Source organism: Isoptericola sp. NPDC019571 (genome assembly GCF_044389385.1).
GTDB classification, from domain to species: Bacteria; Actinomycetota; Actinomycetes; order Actinomycetales; family Cellulomonadaceae; genus Isoptericola; species Isoptericola nanjingensis.
The window spans coordinates 221,216-238,221 of sequence record NZ_JBIRXZ010000006.1; the positions used below are offsets into that span (position 1 = coordinate 221,216).

The window sequence follows — 17,006 nt, forward strand, 5'->3', positions numbered from 1 at the left end:
GCAGGCAGCTCATTGCGGCGCGGTGAGGTGCTCCTCCCACGGCAGCAGGGTGACCGGGTGCGGCGGGTGGTCGGACGCCCGCAGGGTCAGGTCCACGACGGCCGCGCGCACCCGCGCCCAGTCGGCGTCGCTGCCGGGGCCGCCGGACCCGTCCGGACCCTGCGCGACCTCGAGGATCTGCCGCAGCACCAGGACGGCGCGCGCCCGGTCGACGCGGTCCGCGGTGCCGGGCCGGGTGGCGGCGCGCACGACCTGGGCGGCGAGGGCCGCGCCGCGCGACCCGGGCTCGAGCGGGTCCGCCGTGGCCAGGCGCACCGGCACCGGCGCCGCGCGCAACGACCACCGCGTGCCGGACGGGTCGTGCGCCACGATCCGCGTCGGGCCGCGCAGCAGCGACGCCACCAGCAGACCGTCGGCGACCAGCACCGCGACCCCGCCGGCCGCCAGCACCCAGCCGGCCGGCTGCGGCCCCGAGACGCCGGTGAGCATCAGCACGCCCAGCCACACCACCCAGACGGTGGCGCAGCCGAGGCCCACGAGCGCGAAGATCAGGGGCGCGGAGGCGTCCCCGGGGCGTCGCCGTCGAGTGCTCATACCCCTCAGTTGCCGGCGGGGGGTCGATCACTACATCGTCGATCGATACGGCTGAAGTCGGGCCGACGTCTACGCTCAGCCCGTGACACGCCCCGCGCGACGGCTCCTGCCGCCCCTGTGGGTGCCCGCCCTGGTGCTCGTCGTCGTCCTGCCGCTGTCGGGGGCGCTGCCGGCCGCCGAGGCCCGCTCCCTCGCCGCCCTGACCGGGCCGGTGCTCGGCTTCGTCGTCCTGCTCACGGTGGTCGCCGAGCTCTGCGCGGGCGCGGGGCTGTTCGACGCCGTCGCGGACGGCGCCGCCCGGCTCGCCCGCGGGCGGGCGCTGGCGCTGTGGCTCCTCGTGGCCGCGGTCGCGACCCTCTGCACCGTCGTCCTGTCCCTCGACACGACCGCCGTGCTGCTCACCCCGGCCGTCGTGGCCGTCGCCCGCCGCGCCGGCCGCGACCCGCTCCCCCTCGCGCTCACCGTGCTGGCGCTCGCCAACACGGCGTCGCTGCTGCTGCCGGTCTCCAACCTCACCAACCTCATGGCCGCACGGTCGTTCGACGCCGGGTACCTCGGCGTCATGGTCGCGCCCGCCGCCGCGGTGCTCGTCGTCGTGGTCGCCGCGCTCGCCGTCCTGCACGCGCCGGCGCTGCGCGGCACGTACGCCGTGCCGGAGCCTCGCCGGGCCGCCGACCCGGTGCTGCTGGGGACGGCGGGGGCCGTCGTCGTCCTCATGGGTGCCGGCTTCGCGGCCGGGCTGCCGGTCCTGCCCGTGGCGCTGGGCGCCGTCGTCGCGCTCGGGGCGGCGACGGCGTGGCGCCGGGTCCCGCTGCCCGTCCCGGTCCGCGAGCTCGTGCCGTGGCGCACGGTCGTGGTCACCGCCGGCCTGTTCGCCGTCGTCGGCACCTGGCACGCGCACGGCCTCACGGACCTGCTCGCCCCGCTCGTGGGCACGGGCGACGACGCAGGGTCCCTCGCCCAGGTCGCCGCCGTCGGCGCGGCGTCGGCGAACGCGGTGAACAACCTGCCCGCCTACCTGGCGCTCGCCCCGACCGTGACGGGCGACGACGCCCGGCTGGCGGCGCTGCTCGTCGGCGTCGACGCCGGGCCGCTGATCACGCCCTGGGCGTCGCTCGCCACGCTGCTGTGGCTCCAGCAGTACCGGCGGCACACGTTCTCCGCCCCGACGGGGCTGGTGCGCCGCGTGGTGCTGCAGGGCGCCGTCGTCGCGCCGCTCGCCGTCGCGGCGGGCGTGCTCGCGCTGGCGGTGGCGGGCTGACGGGAGCGGGTACCGTGCCACCGTGCCGACCGCCCCACGCCTGACCACCGCCCGCCCGGGCGACCGACCCGCCACCTCCGACGAGGGCCCGCACCGCCAGCTCACCCAGCGGTCGACGCCCGCCCTGTGGGGCGAGCTGGTCGCCCGCGTCTTCGCGCTCGACGGCGTCGTCGAGGGCCACAGCCAGGTGTCGCCGAAGTCCTCGCGCGCGGTCTTCCTCGCCGACCTCGAGCAGGAGCGGGAGCCGTCGACGAACCTCGCCCCGGGCCGCCGCCTCGAGCCCGTGCACCTGCACGGCGTGACCGACACGAGCGTGCACCTGGTGCTGCCGCACGAGCGCGGCGAGGAGCTCGTCGCGCTCGGGTGGGCGGAACCGCACCAGTACGAGGACTTCGGCACCGAGTACATGGTCTACGGCCCGCGCGACGCCGCGGAGGTCGACGCCGTCGTGTCCGTCGTGGCCGAGAGCCTCGCCTTCGCGCGCGGCTGAGGCCTGACCTGGCCCGGGGTGACACGCCGGCGCGCCGGCTCAGGAGGACCAGGCCCGCAGCACCTCGACGAGGAGCGACTTCTCCGCAGCCTGCACCCGGGCGCGCAGAGCGGGCACGTCGTCGCCGGGGACGACCGGCACCTCGGTCTGCGCGACGACGGGTCCCTCGTCGTAGTCCGCCGTCACCACGTGGACCGTCGCGCCGGAGACCGTGCGGCCGGAGGCCAGGACGGCCTCGTGCACGCGGTCGCCGAACATGCCGGCGCCGCCGAACTCCGGCAGCAGGGCGGGGTGCGTGTTGAGGATCCGCCCGTCGTAGCGGGCGAGGACCCGCGGCCCGAGCTTCTTCATGTACCCGGCGAGCACCACCACGTCGGCCTCGGCGCCGTCGAGCGCGGCGAGGACGGCGGCGTCGAGGTCGTCCGCGTCCGGGTGCGTGACACCGCTGAGGTGGGCGGTCGGGACGCCGTGCCGCCGGGCGACGTCGAAGATCCCCGATCGGCTGTTGTTCCCGAGCACGAGCCGCACGTCGGCGGCGCCCGACCCCAGGAGGTGGTCGGCGGTGCTCCCCGCGCCCGACCCGAGGAGGGCGACACGGAGCGGGACGCGAGGGCTCGCGGCAGCGGTCACGGCACGAGCCTGCCAGAGCCCGGTCAGGCCGTCGCCCACACCCCGAGCTCGTTGCCGCTGGGGTCGAGGAAGTGGAAGCGGCGGCCGCCGGGGAACTCGTACGGGCCGTCGACCACCCGACCGCCCGCGGCCGTCACGCCGGCCAGCGTCGCGTCGAGGTCGTCGGAGTACAGCAGGACGAACGGCCCGCCCCGGGAGACGTCGGCGGCCTCGGCCAGGCGCAGCCCACCTGCCTCGGCAGGCGCCTGCTCCGCGGCCGTGCGGATGCCCGCGTACCCCGGACCGTAGGAGACGAACTCCCAGCCGAAGGCCGCGACGTAGAACTCCTGGGCCGCCGAGAGGTCGGTCACCGGCAGCTCGAGGTAGTCGATGGTGTGGTGGACGCCGTGCGCGTGCTCGCTCATCCCGGCAGCATGGCGCGGCCCTCCGACACGGGTTCTGCGAGACGGCCGGTAGAGTCGCCCGATGCTCAGAACCCTGCGGCGTGCGCTCGCCGGCACCTACTGGCGGCTCAGCCGCTGGACCCTGCGCAGCGAGCCCGCGCCGGCGCAGGCGGGCGTGCTGGTGGGCGCGCCGCACACGTCGAACTGGGACTTCGTCCTCATGCTCGCCATCGCGTGGCGGCTCGGCCTGGACGTGCGCTGGCTGGGTAAGCACACCCTGTTCGCCGGCTGGCGCGGTCCGCTCATGCGAGCGCTGGGCGGCATCCCCGTGGACCGTCGCGACCCCAGCCGCGTGGTCGACGACGTGCTCGCCCACGTCCGCGCCGGCGAGGTGTTCCACCTCGTCGTCACGCCCGAGGGCACGCGGTCGGGCGACGGGTGGAAGTCCGGCTTCTACCGCATCGCCCGGGCCGCCGACCTGCCGGTGACGCTCGGGTACGTCGACCGCACCACGATGACGACCGGCCTCGGCCCCACCCTCCGCCTCACCGGCGACGTGCGCGCCGACATGGACGAGATCCGCGCGTTCTACGCCGACAAGGCGGGCGTACGCCCGGCGCTGCGCACCGAGCCGCGGCTCGCCGACGAGGACCGCCCCGGCTGACGCCACCGCGTCAGCCGCGCGCCACGTGGTCGTAGGCGCCGGCGGCGAGGTCCTCGACCAGGGTCGGGCCGACGGGCTCCCAGCCCAGCCGCTCGCGGGTGATCGCGCTCGACGCCACGGCGTCCATGCCCCAGAACCGGCTGAGCCAGCCGAAGTGGTCGGCGGCGTCGGCCCGGTCGACGGAGACGGCGGGCAGGGGTTCGAGCAGACCACGACCGCGCAGATCGCCGAGCGCGCCGACGTCACCGAGCGCACGTACTTCCGGCACTTCGCCGACAAGCGCGAGGTGCTGTTCGACGGCGGGCACGAGCTCGAGGCGGCCGTCGGGGCGGCGATCACCGCCGCGCCCGACGCCGACGACCCCCTCGACGCCCCGTCGCCGACGAGGTGCGGTCCGCGCTCGCGGCCCTGCGGGCCCAGGCCCGGGGCTAGGCTCGCCGTCGTGCCCGACACCGGAACGACCACCCCGTTCACCGCTGACCTGCCGGCCGGGGTCGTCCTCCGCCAGTTGCACCGGGACGACGGCCCGGCCCTCGCAGCCGCCTACACCCGCAACCGCGAGCACCTCGAGCCGTGGGAGCCGGCCCGGCCGGAGCAGTTCTTCGAGGCCGCCTACCACGCGGAACGCATCCCGGTCGAGCTGCTCGCGCACGGGTCGGGGCGGGGCGTCCCCCTCGTGCTGGAGCGCGACGGCGAGGTCGTCGGCCGCGTGAACCTGTCTGACATCGTGCTCGGGGCGTTCCGCAACGCCCACCTGGGCTACTGGGTCGACGCCTCGCTCGCCGGGCGCGGCGTCATGACCGCGGCCGTCGAGGCCGCGTGCGCGCACGCCCGCGACGACCTGGGCCTGCACCGCGTCCAGGCGGCGACCCTGCTGCACAACGCGGCGTCACAGAAGGTGCTCGCGCGGACCGGTTTCGACCGCATCGGCACCGCGCCGTCCTACCTCCGGATCGCCGGGCGTTGGCAGGATCACGCCCTCTTCCAGCGCATCCTCCACGACGACTGACCCCGCAGCGGCAGGGTCCACCGCCGCGGACCGACGTCGACGGCGCACCACGAGCGCGACCACCCCGCCGGCCGCCGCCAGCACCAGCACGACCAGGCCGGCCCCGGCGGTCGTGGAGAGACCGGCCCGGTCCGACGCCGCGCCCGCGCGCTCGGCGGCAGCGTCCAGGTCGCCGGCGGCGAGGTCGTCCCGCGCCCGCTCGGCCGACCGGTCGACGCCGAGCACCAGCGCCCCCAGCTCCGTCACCGGGTCGCGGTCCGCGTCGGACGCGCGGACGGCCGCGCCGACGCGCGTCGTCACCTCGGCGGCCCGCGGCAGCAGGGCGGCGAGCTCCGCGTAGGCGTCGGCGTCGGACGCGCCCTCGTAGGCGGCGCGCACCGCCGCCGGGACGCCCAGCCCGGCCTCCTCCGCGGCTGCCTGGACGGCGCCGGCGTCCCGCGCCGCGCCGTCGAGGGCGGACCGCACGTCCTTCGCCTCGCCGAACTCCCAGCGGGTCATGGCCGTGCGCAGCCCGAGCGGCGGCGCCCACGCGCCGTCGGCCTCGTCCAGGGTCGCGTACGCCTTCCGCGCGGCGGCCCGGGGCTCGAGCACGGCCTTCTGCTCGGCGTCGAGCACCCACGTGCGCAGCACCTTCGGGGCGCCGGAGACGCCGCCCCGCTCCTCCACCAGGTCGAGGAAGCGCCGCCAGTCGGTCCGGCCGCCGTTCTCCTCCATGGAGCCCGGGCGCTCGTACGCGCCCTCCCCCGCCTGCACCGCCGAGACCACGGCCGTGAACGCGTCGTCGTCGAGCCCGCCCAGCAGCTTCCGCACCGCGGTGTACGACGCCGCGTACCCGTACTGCTCGGCGTCCGCGTCGAGCTCGCCCGGGTGCGCGTCCCAGGCCGAGAGGGGCACGGCGACGTCGGCGTGGCGGTCGGGCGCCGACCACGGGTCGCTCGACGCACCCGTCCGCTCCACGACGCGCTGCGCCACCACCTCCGTCACGCCCTCGGACAGCCACCGCTCCGTGAGGCGGTCCTGGTTCAGCCAGGCGTGCCCGAGCTCGTGGTAGAGCGTCGCGGGGTCGAGGTCCTCCGGGATGACGATCTCGTCCTTGTCCGGGTCGAACCACGCGTACCCCAGCACCTTGGGCGACACGTCCTCGCGGATCGTGTCGAGCCCGCCCGGCCACGGCCGCCCGACGAGGTCCTCCAGCACCGGCAGGCCCTGTCGCAGCCGCTTCGCCACGAAGCCGGTCCACTTCTCGTCGCCCGGGAAGCTCTGCAGGGTGAGCGTCGTGCCGCCCACCTCGACGTCCTTCTCGTCCGCCTTCTTCGGGTCGCGCGCCGACACGACCGCCCAGATGCCGTCCTTGTCCGTGTTCTCCGTGGCCGTGTACGTGACGGTCTTCCCGTCCCGCTCCGACCGGAACGCGTCGGACGTCGCGTCGAACGTCATCGACGCCGGCAGCACCACCTCGACCGTCGTCCGGCCCGCGTCCCCCACGCCCGACGCCGCGAACGTCGCGAAGCCGTCGCCCACCCGCGTGTAGTCCTTCGATCGCACCGGCTCGCCCGGCACGACGAAGCTCCACTCGATGGTGCGCGTCTGCCCGTACCGCAGCGGCGCGAACGTCGCCACGGCGTACCGGGTGCTCGGGTCCTCGGTCGCCTCGAGCCGCACCGGCAGGTCGGCACCGTCGCTCGTCGCGCGCACGTCCTCGGCGCCGGCCGGCACGGCGATCGAGTAGCTCGTGAAGTAGTAGTACGTCAGCCCGCGGTCGGGCGTGACGTTGCCGATGGTGGTGGTCGTCGTGGCCCGCACCTCGGTGTCCTTCGCCCGCAGCACGTACCGGCTGTGCGACTCCTCCGTGAGCCCCTCGTCGGCGACGGCGGCCGGTCCGGCCAGCAGGAGGGCGCCGGTCAGACCCGCGCCGAGCAGAGCGGGCAGCAGGTGCGGCGCGGCACGTCGGCGCGGCGCGGGCGAGGGGATCATCGCGCGCATCCTTGCGCCTGCCGTCGGCACGCCGCAAGCCCGCCCGGAGTGCGCGACGTCGTCCCGTGCGGTAGACCGGAACCCGTCGGGCCGCGGAGGGGGACGCCATGGGTACTGACAGCACCGGTGCCGGCGAAGGCACCACCCGCACGGATGCCGGTTCTTTGACCATCGCCCTGCTCACGGCGTGCTCGGAACCCGACCTCGGCATCCGCTCGCGCGTCGTGCAGGAGCTGCTCGACGAGGCGAGCATCGACCCCCGCCTCGCGCGCGAGGTGATCACCACCATGCTCACGGCGTCGGTGATGTCCCTGCGCGCCTACACCGACGCGACGCGGCGCGACCCGAGCGACGTCCTGCGCGCGCTCGGCACCAGCTGGTCGCAGCGCTCGCTCAACGCCTGAGACCGCGCACCTCGCCGGCCGCACGAGTTCCTGCCGCCGCGGCCCACCGGGGGAGTCGACGGGCGCGCGGCGGCAAGCTAGTCGTGCACCACCGCCACGGCGCACGGCGCGTGGCGCACGATCCGGTCGGGCCCGCCGCGCGCGCGGCTGACCTGCAGCGAGGCGGCGCGACCGCAGACCACCACCAGGTCGTCCGACCGCAGCGCGGCGAGCAGCGCGCCCGGCGCGGCGCCGCCGCGCGTCCCGACCGTCCAGTCGACGGCGGGGTACTTCTCCCCCCACCGCGCGACCCGGGCCTCGAGGTCGGCCCGCGCCTCGGCGCGCAGCCGCTCCAGCCACGCCAGGTCGCCGTCGGTGGCGCCCGCGAACATCCCCTCGTCGGCGGAGTGCGCCGCCGTGAGGGGCACGCCGGCGCGGTCGGCCTCGTCGAATCCCGCCTCGAGCACGCGGTCGGAGGCCTCGCGGGGATCGACGGCGACGACGACGCGGCGCGGCTCCTGGGCGCGGGCGGCGCGCGGCACGACGACCACCGTGCCGGGGGCCAGCGCCGCCACCGTGGACGAGATCGAACCCATGGGGACGCGGTCGAACGTGCCGACGCCCCGGCGACCCACCACCACGACGGCGCCGCGGCGAGCGTGCTGCACGAGGACGGCGCACGCGTCGCCACGCACGGCCACGAGCTCGACCGCGCCGGGCGGCGTGCCGAGCGTCCGCGCAGCCGTCGTGCGCTCGAACCTGACGCCGGCCCGGGCGACCAGCGTCTCCGCCTCGGCCCTCGGCTCCGGGCCGTGGGCCGTCACCGACCCGACGCCGACCGGCTGGGCGTAGGCGTGCACGACGACGAGTCGCGCCGCCAGGCGCACGGCCTCGCCCGCCGCCCACGCCATCGCGTGGTAGCCACCCTCCGAGCCGTCGACACCCACGACGACGTCCCGGACCGGTCCCTCCACGCTGCTGATCGCCATGACGTCCTCCTCCGACCGCTCCAGTGGGCCACGCACGCCGGGACGCTCGGAAGTGCCGAACGCCCCGGCGGCCGGGCCGAAGGTCCCGATCCGGGCCATCGGGGGCATTCGAGGACACGGCGGACTACCGTGGACGCGTGAGGCCGCGGCAGGGGCGCCGGGACCGGGACATCGACGTCCTCCTGGACGCCGTCGTGTCGGTCGGCCGGGGGCTGGACCTGGAGACGACGCTGCACCGGGTGGTGCAGGCTGCCGCCGCCGTCGTCGACGCCCGGTACGCGGCGCTCGGCATCCTCGGCGACGACCACCGCATCGCGCGCTTTCTCACCGCGGGCATCTCGGAGGACGAGATCCGGGCGATCGGCCCGTACCCGACAGGGCACGGCATCCTGGGCGAGCTCATCCGCCATCCCCACCCGCTGCGGCTCCCCGACATCGCCGCGGACCCCCGCTCGGTCGGCTTCCCCGCGCACCACCCACCGATGCGCAGCTTCCTGGGGGTTCCGCTGCAGGTCCACGGGAAGCCGTTCGGCAACCTCTACCTCACCGAGAAGAGGGACCGCGGAGAGTTCACGGGGGACGACCAGCACCTGCTGGAGGGGCTCGCTACCGCCGCGAGCTTCGCCGTCGAGAACGCGCGCCTCTACGAGGAGGCGCGGCTGCGCGAGCGCTGGTCGCGGGCCGACGACGAGATCGCGCGGCGACTGCTGTCCGGCGAGGACCCCGACGCCGTCCTGGAGCTGGTCGCGTCGAAGGCGGCCAGCATCGCGGCCGCGGACACCGCCGGGATCGCGGTCCCGGTGGACGACGCCACGCCCGACGGCACCCCGGTGATGGCGGTGCGGACCGCGGTGGGCCTCCGGGCGGACGCGATGCGCGGCCGGCTCCTGCGGCAGCCGGGGTCGTTCACCGTGACGGCGTTCCTCCAGGGCGAGCCGATCGTCACCGCGGACGCCACGGTGGACGGGCGTGCCCGTGTCGCGCTGCACCCGGACGGGTCCCTGGGTCCGCTCGCCGCGTTCCCCCTCGTCGGCCGAGGCCGGCACGCGCTCGGCGTGCTCGTCGTCGGACGGACACGCGGGGCCGCACCGTTCCCGACCGTCGTCGTCGAGGCACTGGGAGCATTCGCGAACCAGGCCACGGTGGCTCTCGAGCTGGCGGAGCGGCGCGCCGACGCCGCCCGGCTCGCCGTGGTGCGCGACCGGGACCGGATCGCCCGCGACCTGCACGACCTGGCCGTCCAGCGCCTGTACGCGACAGGGCTGTCGCTGCAGGCCGTCGACCGTCGCCTCGTCGATCCCCGTCCCCTGGACGGGGGCTCGCGGGGGGACGTCGGCGCGCGGGTCGGGGAGGCGATCGACCAGATCGACGAGACCATCGATCTCATCCGCACCACCATCCGAGGGCTCCGCGACCCGGGGGGTGACGCCCCGCGCCGTCCGGGCACCCGGTCCCTGCTCCTCGCGGAGGCCGAGGCCGCGACGCACGCGCTCGGGTTCGCGCCCACCGTCCGGTTCGAGGGGCCGATCGACGCCCAGGTGCCGTCCACCGTCACGGCGCACCTCGTGGCCGTGCTGCGGGAGAGCCTGTCGAACGCGGCCCGGCACGCTCGCGCGACGCAGGTGCGGATCGGGCTGCGCGCCGACGGAGACCTCCTCCTGACCGTCGTCGACGACGGCATCGGGATCGCCGCTGACGCGCCTCGCAGCGGGCTCGCGAACCTCTCCCGCCGCGCGGCGGAGCTCGGCGGGTCGTTCGAGGTGCGGCCGGGCCGGGCCGGCGGCACGGCGCTCCGCTGGCGGGTACCCCTCGTGCCGGGTCGCAGCAGCGTCGCCGCCCCGGGTCAGGAGGCGGACGGCCTCTCGGAGTCGTCCGGCCGGCCGACCTGATCGAGCCGCGCCGCGAGGACCGCCGCCTGCACCCGGCGCTCGAGGCCCAGCTTCGCCAGGAGGCTGGACACGTAGTTCTTCACCGTCTTCTCGGCGACGAACAGCTCGGCGCCGATCTGCCGGTTCGTCATGCCCTCGCCGATGAGGACCAGGATGCGTCGTTCCTGGGGGGTGAGGTCGCCGAGCGGGTCCTCGGCCTCGGTCGTCTCCCGCAGGCGCGCCATCACCCGGCCGGTGACCCGGGGGTCGAGCATGGAGCCGCCCGCCGCGACGGTCCGGATGCCCGCGACCAGGTCGGTGCCGCGCACCTGCTTGAGCACGTAGCCGGACGCGCCGGCGAGGATCGCGTCGAACAGCGACTGGTCGTCGTCGAACGACGTGAGCATGAGGACCGCGGCGTCGGTGCGCGAGCGCAGCTCCCGGCAGACGCTGACCCCGTCCCCGTCGGGCAGCCGGACGTCGAGGACGACGACATCGGGCCGCAGGGCCGGGACCCGCGAGAGGGCCTGGGCCGCCGTCCCGGCGGTGCCGACGACCTCGAGGTCGGCCTCCATGCCGAGCAGGTCGGCGACGCCGCGACGCACCACCTCGTGGTCGTCGACGAGGAACACCCGCACGGGCGCGCCGGTCATGGGCTCACGCTAGCCCTCCGGCGCGCCCTCGGCCGGGCGGCCGTCGCGGGCAACCGTCAGGCGCCGCCGTCGAGGTCTTCGAGGCGCGCGACGCTGGGCTCGCGCTCGGCCCGCAGCCGGGCGGCGACGTCCTCCGCGCCGCGCAGCACCCGGAGCACGTTGCCGCTGGTCAGGGCGGCCAGGTCGGCGTCCGACCAGCCGCGGTCCGCCAGCGCCGCCAGCAGGACCGGGTAGCCGGAGACGTCGCGCAGCTCGTCCGCGAAGCCGGCCGCGCCGTCGTAGTCGCCGCCCAGGCCGACGTGGGCCGCTCCCGCGACCTCGCGCACGTGCTCGACGTGTGCGACGACGTCGTCGAGCGTCGTCGGCGGCTTGGGGTGCGTCTCGGCCCAGGCGGTGGAGAACCGGTCGAACTCGGCGTAGTCGTTCGGCGCGATCCCGGCGGCGCGCGCGGCCTCGCCGGCCTGCGCCCGCCACTCGCCGATGGCCGGGGTGACGAAGCTCGGCACGAACGTCACCATGCACACGCCGCCGTTGTCCGCGAGGCGCGCGAGCACGTCGTCGGGCACGTTGCGCGGGACGTCGCAGACGGCGCGCGCGGAGCTGTGCGAGAAGATCACCGGTGCCTCGGAGACGTCCAGGGCGGCGCGCATCGTGCCCGCCGAGACGTGCGACAGGTCGACGAGCATGCCCAGCCGGTTCATCTCGCGCACCACCGCGCGACCGAACGGCGTCAGGCCGCCCTGCGCGAACCGGCCGTCCGCGGGAGGCTCGTCCGTCGCGGACTCCGCCCACGGGGTGTGGTGGTTGTGCGTGAGCGTCATGTAGCGCACGCCCAGCTCGTACAGCATGCGCAGCGCGCCCATCGACGAGTCGATGGACTGCCCGCCCTCCGCGCCCATGAGCGACGCGATGCGGCCCTCCGCCCACGCGGCCACGACGTCGTCGGCGCTCGTCGCGAGGCGGAAGTGCTCCGGCCAACGCGCCACCATGCGCCGGACCGCGTCGACCTGCTCGAGCGTCGCCGTGACGGCGGCGCTGCCGGGCAGGTTGGACGGCACGTACACCGACCAGAACTGCGCGCCCACTCCCCCGGCCCGCAGCCGCGGCACGTCGGTGTGCGTGCGACCCTCGGTGCCGGCCTCGACGTCCAGCCGCGCCCAGTCGTACGCGACCTGGTCGCGCGCCTCCCACGGCAGGTCGTTGTGCCCGTCCCAGACGGGGTGCTCGCGCAGGAGCGCGGCGATGCGGTCGGTGTGGTCCGCGGAGCTGGTCATCCCCCGACCCTAGCGACGGCCGCCGCGCAGCCGGTCGATGTCGCGCCGCTCGCGCTTGGTGGGTCGGCCGGCGCCGCGGTCGCGGACGCCGACGGCCTCGCGCTCCTGGCGGGTGGGCACGGGTGGGCTCTCGTCGCGGTACGCCTTGACCGCCAGCGGCGCGCCCACCCGCTTGGGCAGCAGCTCGACGACGACGACCTTGCGGTCGCGCAGCGGGTCGCGCCAGGTGACGGTGTCGCCCACGGTCACGGACGTCGACGGCTTGGCCACCGTGCCGTTCACCCGGACCCGCCCCGACCGGAGCAGGGCGGCCGACGACGACCGGCTCTTGAAGAGCCGCACCGCCCACAACCACACGTCCACGCGCACGACGTCAGCCTCTCACGACGACCGCCCGACCAGGCCGCTCTCGTACGCCGCGATGACGAGCTGCACGCGGTCCCGGCACGCCAGCTTGCGCAGCACCTCCGACACGTACGACTTGACGGTCTGCTCGCCGATGAACAGCGCGTCGGCGATCTCCGCGTTCGACAGGCCGCGGGCGACGGCGAGCAGGACGTCGTGCTCCCGCGGCGTGAGCGAGCCCAGCCCGGGCACCTCCCGGCGGGGCGACGCGGCCCGGTGCGCGAAGTCGTCCACCAGCCGGCGCGTGACCCGGGGGCCGAGCAGCATCGACCCGTCCGCGACGAGGCGGACGCCCTCGATGAGCCGCTCCGCCGTGACGTCCTTGAGCAGGAACCCGCTCGCCCCGGACCGCAGGGCGTCGTACACGTACTCGTCGAGGTCGAAGGTCGTGAGGATCAGCACGCGGGTGCCGGGGTGGTCGGCCGCGATCCGGGCGGTCGCGGCGATGCCGTCCAGCACCGGCATCCGGACATCGACGACGGCCACGTCCGGCTCGGTGCGGGCGACGACGTCGAGCAGGGCGCCGCCGTCGCCCACCGTCCCCACGATCTCCAGGTCGGGGGCGGAGCCGAGGATCGCGGCGAACCCGTGCAGCACGACCGGCTGGTCGTCGGCGACGACGACCCGGGTCACGCGACGCCCGCGGCGTCGCGCCGGACGGCGGGGACCGGCTCGCGAGGACCGACCGGCAGGCTGACGACGAGCACGAACGCCGACCCCTCCCGCTCCGCCGTCACGACGCCGCCGAGCGCCTCGACCCGCTCCCGCATGCCGATCAGCCCGCCCCCGGGCACGACGTCGCCCGGCCCGCCCGGGTCGTCGACCGGGTTGGTGACCCGCAGCCCGGCGACGTCCGACACGAGCGCGAGCGTGATCGTCGTCGGCGCGCCGGGCGCGTGCCGCCGGGCGTTCGTCAGCGCCTCCTGCGCGGCCCGGTAGAGCACGTAGCCCTGCGCGGCGGGCACGTCTTCGCAGTCCCCCGTCAGGGTGACGTCCTGGCCCGCGGCCCGGGCCTGCTCGACGAGGCCCGCGATGTCGCAGGCCGTCGGCTGCGGCGCCCGGGCGCCCCCGTCGGTGCGCTGCAGCACGGCGAGCACCTGACGCAGCTCGCCGAGCGCCTGGCGCGCGTCCCCGGCGATGTCGGCGAGCACGCGGCGGGCGTCGTCGCCCAGGTCCGGGTACGTGTAGGGGGCGGACTCCGCCCGCACGGCCACGAGCGACACGTGGTGCGCGACGACGTCGTGCAGGTCGCGGGCGAGGCGCGCGCGCTCGACGGCGACGGACTCCACCTCCAGCGCGTGCCGCTCGGTCGCGGCCGCAGCCCGCGAGCGCCGCGACGACGCGCGCACCACCCGGACGACTGCGGCGACCCCGACGACGAGCGCGACGGCCACCGTGTAGATCGCCCCCGCCGCGGGCGAGGGCGCGCCGTCGGAGCTGCCGGCGTTCACCGGGCCGATCGGGAGCGCCGCGGGCACGTTGGTGAGCGCGTAGAGCCAGGCGCCGGCGAGGGTGGCCACGAGCGGCAGGACGGCGCGGCGCCACGAGTCCTGGACCACCAGGCACGTGATCATCAGCAGGGCGAGCCACCACCCCCACGCGAACGTCCCCAGCAGCGGGATCGTGACGAACGGCCACGCCGCGAGCAGCGTCGCGAGGACGGGGCGCCGACGGCAGACGAGGACGGCGGTCACGCAGCTCAGGCCGGCGGCCCAGGCCACGAACCACAGGAAGTAGCCGCTCTCCGGCCAGGACGTGTTCAGCAGGTAGGGCGTCCCGGCGGGGATGTCCCAGGTGCCGTCCGGCTGCTCGACGGCGAGCGGGGCGTCCTCGACCTGCAGCGGCGACGCCAGGAGGAAGAGGACGAGCAGCGCGGCCATCGCCGTGGAGGCGACCCACGCGCGGGCGGGCCGGGGAGCGTGCGTCGCGGCGACGGTCGTGGTCATGGCGACGATCATGTCCGCTCGGCAGCACCGCCCACCACCGCCCTGCGGGGGGATCCGGTCCCCCCGGGCGTGGGGGTCGCTCGTCGGTTACTTGGCCGACGCCGGGTCGCTGTCGCCGATGTGCCCGGGGGCGGTGACGGCGAGCACGCGCTGCACGAACGCGCAGTACTCGTCCATGTAGTGCCGCAGGAAGCCCGCGGTGCTCTCGTTCGTCACCTCGCCGTCCGGGCCGAAGTCGTCGGCGACGTAGGTGATGTACGCCTCCGGGGAGTTGAGCTGCGGCGCGTCGAGGAAGCTGAGGACGGCACGCATCGACGACTGCATGACGGCGGTGCCGATCCCGCCCGGGGAGGCTCCGATGATGCCGACGGGCTTGCGCGCGAAGGAGTTCTGGCCCCACGGGCGCGAGCCCCAGTCGATGGCGTTCTTCAGCGCGCCCGGGATCGACCGGTTGTACTCCGGCGACACGACGAGCAGCCCGTCCGACGCCTCGACCGCCGCCTTGAAGGCCCGGCCCTCGGGCGGGTAGTCGGCGTCGTAGTCCCAGCTGTAGAGCGGGAGGTCCCCGATGGGGATCTCCGTGAACTCGAGGTCGTCCGGCGCCAGCAAGACGAGCGCCCGCGACAGGGTGCGGTTGATGGATCCCTTCGCCAGGCTCCCGACGATGTAGCCGATCTGGTACGTCATGACGACTCCCTGTTCCTGCGGTCCGACGACGGCACCTGTCCCAGGATCGCCTCCGCCGCGGCCAGGTCGCGACCGAGAGCGGGATCCGGGCGACGCGACCCCGACCCGAGCGCCGGCGGGTCGCGGTCCACGCGGACGTGGACGACGGGGGCCCCTCGCGAGTCCGCGGACGGCTTCACGGAGGGCACGCCGGGCGGGAGGTCGCCGTCGCTGATCGCGACGACGCCCTCCACCCGCAGCAGCCGGATCCGCAGCAGCCGCGCGAGGAGCTGGATCCTGACGATCATGTCCGGCGCCGCCTACCCGCCGAGGCGGATGTCGCCGTACGGGTCCGCCCCTGCGCGCGACGACCCGGGCCGGCGTCGCGACTCGCCGTCGCGACCGCCGTCGTCGCTCCCGCCGTCGTCCTCGCCGTCGAGGCGACCGCGCAGGCCCGCGACGAGCGCCCGGGCGCCGGCCTCGATCTGCGCGTACCGCTCCCGCCCGGCCCGCGTGCCCACGACGTACCCGAGCCCGAAGAACAGCGCCCGGCCGAGCGTCTTCCGACCGATCATCCTGACCCCTCCTGGTCCTGCCGCGTGCGGATCGCCGACGCGACCGCGCTCGCGGCCGTCACCCCGACGACCGACCCGAGCGCGATCAGCCCGGACCGCACCGCCGTGCCGCCCGACCGCCGCGGCCTGCGCCCCAGCGCCTCCGCGACCCGGTCGGCGAACGTCTTCTTGCGCCACCACGTCATCGTCGTGCTCCCGTCCCTATCGGTCGTGCTCGTCCTTGTGCCGGCGGATCCTCGTGACGATCTGCTCCTTGCGGAGGGACGTCGGCAGGTCGAGGCCCATCTCCACCCCCAGCGCGCGCAGCTCGTCCTTCGTCATCTCCTTGAGGTCCAGCGGTCCGGTGTCGGCGTCCGCGCCGAGCTGCCGTCCCTCGGACGCCACCTCCCGACGGCGCTCGTCGGCCTCCTCGACCCGCCGGCGGGCCTGCTCCGCCTCCTCCTCGGCCTCTCCCGCGAGCCGGTCGGCACGGGCCCTGGCCTCGTCGGCCGCGCGGCGGGCGTCCTCCGCCGCGGCCTCGGCCAGCTCCCGGGCCCGCGTCATCTGCTGGCGGGCGCGCTCGACCGCCTCCTCGGCCTGGGCGCGAGCCCGGTCGGCCTCCGCCCTGACCTGCTCCACGTGCTTGCCGACGTCGGCCTCCGTCTCCTCCACCTGCCGCGCGGCGAGCTCGGTGGCCCGGCCGCGCTTCGCCGCGACGTACTCGTCCGCCTCGCGCTGCGCCTCCGCGGTGACCCGCTTCACCTCGCGGTCGCCCTCCTTGCGGGCCTCGGCGACCCGGCGGTCGCCCTCCGCCTCGGCCGCGGCCACGGCGTCGGCCTGCTCTTTCGCGTTGCGGGCCTCGTCGTGCGCGCGCACCTCGAGCTCGTGCGCCCGCTCCATCGCGGCGTCCACCCGGTTCAGCCGGCGGTCGCCGCCGTCGCCCGGGAAGGGGTTGGCGTCGGCCAGGGCGGCCACCGCGTGCTGCCCGGCGGACTGCACGGTGCGGCCGGCGGACTGCGCGGTGCGGCCGGCCGAGCGGGCCGGGTTCTTGACCCCCGCGTCCAGCATCCACAGGACGTTGCGCGGCAGGTCGGTCACGCCGCGCCGGGCCTGCCTGCCCAACCACGTCATCGGGTTGGTCCTCGTCATGGGCTCCTCCTCGATCCGGGCAGCCGAACGACCACCGATGGCGCCCCCTGACGACCTCCTGCCCTCTCAGCACACGACGGACCGCGGATGCACGCACCCCCACCCCTCGTCGGG

21 protein-coding genes are annotated in these 17,006 nt (G+C 76.0%); 6 read left to right on the forward strand and 15 right to left on the reverse strand.

All coding sequences use genetic code 11. The features are described 5' to 3' along the window. Positions 1-9: 9 nt before the first annotated feature. A complete protein-coding gene (locus ACH443_RS13005) occupies positions 10-594 on the reverse strand; it encodes a hypothetical protein (protein ID WP_430590544.1) in 585 nt (194 codons plus the stop codon). 82 nt (positions 595-676) lie between these two features. On the opposite strand from ACH443_RS13005, the gene ACH443_RS13010 reads away from it, so the two are divergent. Further along, positions 677-1,855, forward strand: coding sequence for an SLC13 family permease (locus tag ACH443_RS13010; protein WP_430590545.1), 1,179 nt, complete (start codon positions 677-679; stop codon positions 1,853-1,855). A 22-nt stretch (positions 1,856-1,877) separates the two neighbouring features. Continuing rightward, the gene (locus tag ACH443_RS13015) at positions 1,878-2,345 is read left to right on the forward strand and encodes a luciferase family protein (RefSeq protein ID WP_429766408.1); all 468 of its coding nucleotides are present in this window, start codon (positions 1,878-1,880) and stop codon (positions 2,343-2,345) included. Between the two features lie 39 nt (positions 2,346-2,384). Here ACH443_RS13015 and ACH443_RS13020 read toward each other — a convergent pair whose 3' ends face one another. Both ACH443_RS13020 and ACH443_RS13025 read right to left on the reverse strand, forming a co-directional pair. After that, positions 2,385-2,975, reverse strand: a complete 591-nt coding sequence (locus tag ACH443_RS13020) for a phosphoribosylglycinamide formyltransferase (protein ID WP_429766406.1) — start codon at positions 2,973-2,975, stop codon at positions 2,385-2,387. Positions 2,976-2,998: 23 nt separating this feature from the next. Further along, on the reverse strand, positions 2,999-3,379 hold the full coding sequence (locus ACH443_RS13025; RefSeq protein ID WP_430590546.1) for a VOC family protein: 381 nt from the start codon (positions 3,377-3,379) through the stop codon (positions 2,999-3,001). Between the two features lie 61 nt (positions 3,380-3,440). Here ACH443_RS13025 and ACH443_RS13030 point away from each other — a divergent pair, with 61 nt between their 5' ends. Beyond that, a complete protein-coding gene (locus ACH443_RS13030; RefSeq protein ID WP_429766403.1) occupies positions 3,441-4,022 on the forward strand; it encodes a 1-acyl-sn-glycerol-3-phosphate acyltransferase in 582 nt (193 codons plus the stop codon). Positions 4,023-4,176: 154 nt separating this feature from the next. Next, complete coding sequence (locus tag ACH443_RS13035) at positions 4,177-5,031, forward strand: GNAT family N-acetyltransferase (protein WP_430590547.1); 855 nt, start codon at positions 4,177-4,179, stop codon at positions 5,029-5,031. Here ACH443_RS13035 and ACH443_RS13040 read toward each other — a convergent pair. Further along, positions 4,912-7,005, reverse strand: a complete 2,094-nt coding sequence (locus ACH443_RS13040) for a hypothetical protein (RefSeq protein WP_430590548.1) — start codon at positions 7,003-7,005, stop codon at positions 4,912-4,914. The two genes, ACH443_RS13035 and ACH443_RS13040, sit on opposite strands and share 120 nt — an antisense overlap. A 107-nt stretch (positions 7,006-7,112) precedes the next feature. Between ACH443_RS13040 and ACH443_RS13045 the strand changes: the two genes are divergently transcribed. Next, positions 7,113-7,409: a hypothetical protein gene (locus tag ACH443_RS13045; protein WP_429766398.1), complete on the forward strand. Its 297-nt coding sequence runs from the start codon at positions 7,113-7,115 to the stop codon at positions 7,407-7,409. A gap of 77 nt (positions 7,410-7,486) precedes the next feature. Here ACH443_RS13045 and ACH443_RS13050 read toward each other — a convergent pair whose 3' ends face one another. Next, positions 7,487-8,377, reverse strand: a complete 891-nt coding sequence (locus ACH443_RS13050; protein WP_430590549.1) for a universal stress protein — start codon at positions 8,375-8,377, stop codon at positions 7,487-7,489. 137 nt (positions 8,378-8,514) lie between these two features. Between ACH443_RS13050 and ACH443_RS13055 the strand changes: the two genes are divergently transcribed. After that, positions 8,515-10,266 (forward strand): GAF domain-containing sensor histidine kinase, encoded by a 1,752-nt coding sequence (locus tag ACH443_RS13055; protein ID WP_429766394.1) that lies wholly within the window; start codon positions 8,515-8,517, stop codon positions 10,264-10,266. On the opposite strand, the gene ACH443_RS13060 is transcribed toward ACH443_RS13055, so the two are convergent. The 10 genes from ACH443_RS13060 to ACH443_RS13105 all read right to left on the reverse strand — a co-directional run bounded on the left by ACH443_RS13060 (position 10,221) and on the right by ACH443_RS13105 (position 16,892). Further along, positions 10,221-10,898, reverse strand: a complete 678-nt coding sequence (locus ACH443_RS13060; protein WP_429766392.1) for a response regulator — start codon at positions 10,896-10,898, stop codon at positions 10,221-10,223. The two genes, ACH443_RS13055 and ACH443_RS13060, sit on opposite strands and share 46 nt — an antisense overlap. A gap of 56 nt (positions 10,899-10,954) precedes the next feature. After that, positions 10,955-12,172, reverse strand: coding sequence for a dipeptidase (locus ACH443_RS13065; protein ID WP_430590550.1), 1,218 nt, complete (start codon positions 12,170-12,172; stop codon positions 10,955-10,957). A gap of 9 nt (positions 12,173-12,181) precedes the next feature. Then, positions 12,182-12,541, reverse strand: a complete 360-nt coding sequence (locus ACH443_RS13070) for an RNA-binding S4 domain-containing protein (protein WP_430557390.1) — start codon at positions 12,539-12,541, stop codon at positions 12,182-12,184. A 12-nt stretch (positions 12,542-12,553) separates the two neighbouring features. Next, positions 12,554-13,210 carry a response regulator transcription factor gene (locus ACH443_RS13075; RefSeq protein WP_429766386.1) on the reverse strand — a complete coding sequence of 219 codons (657 nt, stop codon included), beginning with the start codon at positions 13,208-13,210 and terminating at the stop codon, positions 12,554-12,556. After that, a complete protein-coding gene (locus ACH443_RS13080; RefSeq protein ID WP_430590551.1) occupies positions 13,207-14,523 on the reverse strand; it encodes a sensor histidine kinase in 1,317 nt (438 codons plus the stop codon). Before ACH443_RS13080 ends, ACH443_RS13075 begins: the two co-directional genes overlap by 4 nt. Before the next feature lie 87 nt (positions 14,524-14,610). Beyond that, entirely contained in the window at positions 14,611-15,210 is a 600-nt protein-coding gene (locus ACH443_RS13085) for an NADPH-dependent FMN reductase (protein WP_430590552.1), read from the reverse strand. Continuing rightward, the gene (locus ACH443_RS13090) at positions 15,207-15,497 is read right to left on the reverse strand and encodes a hypothetical protein (RefSeq protein WP_430557387.1); all 291 of its coding nucleotides are present in this window, start codon (positions 15,495-15,497) and stop codon (positions 15,207-15,209) included. Before ACH443_RS13090 ends, ACH443_RS13085 begins: the two co-directional genes overlap by 4 nt. A 12-nt stretch (positions 15,498-15,509) precedes the next feature. Continuing rightward, complete coding sequence (locus ACH443_RS13095; protein ID WP_430557386.1) at positions 15,510-15,764, reverse strand: hypothetical protein; 255 nt, start codon at positions 15,762-15,764, stop codon at positions 15,510-15,512. Next, positions 15,761-15,949, reverse strand: coding sequence for a hypothetical protein (locus tag ACH443_RS13100; protein ID WP_429766377.1), 189 nt, complete (start codon positions 15,947-15,949; stop codon positions 15,761-15,763). The genes ACH443_RS13095 and ACH443_RS13100 overlap by 4 nt, the downstream gene beginning before the upstream one ends. A 16-nt stretch (positions 15,950-15,965) precedes the next feature. Then, the gene (locus ACH443_RS13105) at positions 15,966-16,892 is read right to left on the reverse strand and encodes a hypothetical protein (RefSeq protein ID WP_430590553.1); all 927 of its coding nucleotides are present in this window, start codon (positions 16,890-16,892) and stop codon (positions 15,966-15,968) included. Between the last annotated feature and the right edge of the window lie 114 nt (positions 16,893-17,006).

Excerpts from the sequence above, each read along its gene's own strand:
- ACH443_RS13005 (WP_430590544.1), bottom strand. The coding sequence starts at position 594 with ATGAGCACTCGACGGCGACGCCCCGGGGACGCCTCCGCGCCCCTGATC.
- ACH443_RS13025 (WP_430590546.1), bottom strand. The coding sequence starts at position 3,379 with ATGAGCGAGCACGCGCACGGCGTCCACCACACCATCGACTACCTCGAG.
- ACH443_RS13030 (WP_429766403.1), top strand. The coding sequence starts at position 3,441 with ATGCTCAGAACCCTGCGGCGTGCGCTCGCCGGCACCTACTGGCGGCTC.
- ACH443_RS13040 (WP_430590548.1), bottom strand. The coding sequence starts at position 7,005 with ATGATCCCCTCGCCCGCGCCGCGCCGACGTGCCGCGCCGCACCTGCTG.
- ACH443_RS13045 (WP_429766398.1), top strand. The coding sequence starts at position 7,113 with ATGGGTACTGACAGCACCGGTGCCGGCGAAGGCACCACCCGCACGGAT.
- ACH443_RS13050 (WP_430590549.1), bottom strand. The coding sequence starts at position 8,377 with ATGGCGATCAGCAGCGTGGAGGGACCGGTCCGGGACGTCGTCGTGGGT.
- ACH443_RS13060 (WP_429766392.1), bottom strand. The coding sequence starts at position 10,898 with ATGACCGGCGCGCCCGTGCGGGTGTTCCTCGTCGACGACCACGAGGTG.
- ACH443_RS13065 (WP_430590550.1), bottom strand. The coding sequence starts at position 12,172 with ATGACCAGCTCCGCGGACCACACCGACCGCATCGCCGCGCTCCTGCGC.
- ACH443_RS13080 (WP_430590551.1), bottom strand. The coding sequence starts at position 14,523 with ATGACCACGACCGTCGCCGCGACGCACGCTCCCCGGCCCGCCCGCGCG.
- ACH443_RS13085 (WP_430590552.1), bottom strand. The coding sequence starts at position 15,210 with ATGACGTACCAGATCGGCTACATCGTCGGGAGCCTGGCGAAGGGATCC.
- ACH443_RS13090 (WP_430557387.1), bottom strand. The coding sequence starts at position 15,497 with ATGATCGTCAGGATCCAGCTCCTCGCGCGGCTGCTGCGGATCCGGCTG.
- ACH443_RS13095 (WP_430557386.1), bottom strand. The coding sequence starts at position 15,764 with ATGATCGGTCGGAAGACGCTCGGCCGGGCGCTGTTCTTCGGGCTCGGG.
- ACH443_RS13100 (WP_429766377.1), bottom strand. The coding sequence starts at position 15,949 with ATGACGTGGTGGCGCAAGAAGACGTTCGCCGACCGGGTCGCGGAGGCG.
- ACH443_RS13105 (WP_430590553.1), bottom strand. The coding sequence starts at position 16,892 with ATGACGAGGACCAACCCGATGACGTGGTTGGGCAGGCAGGCCCGGCGC.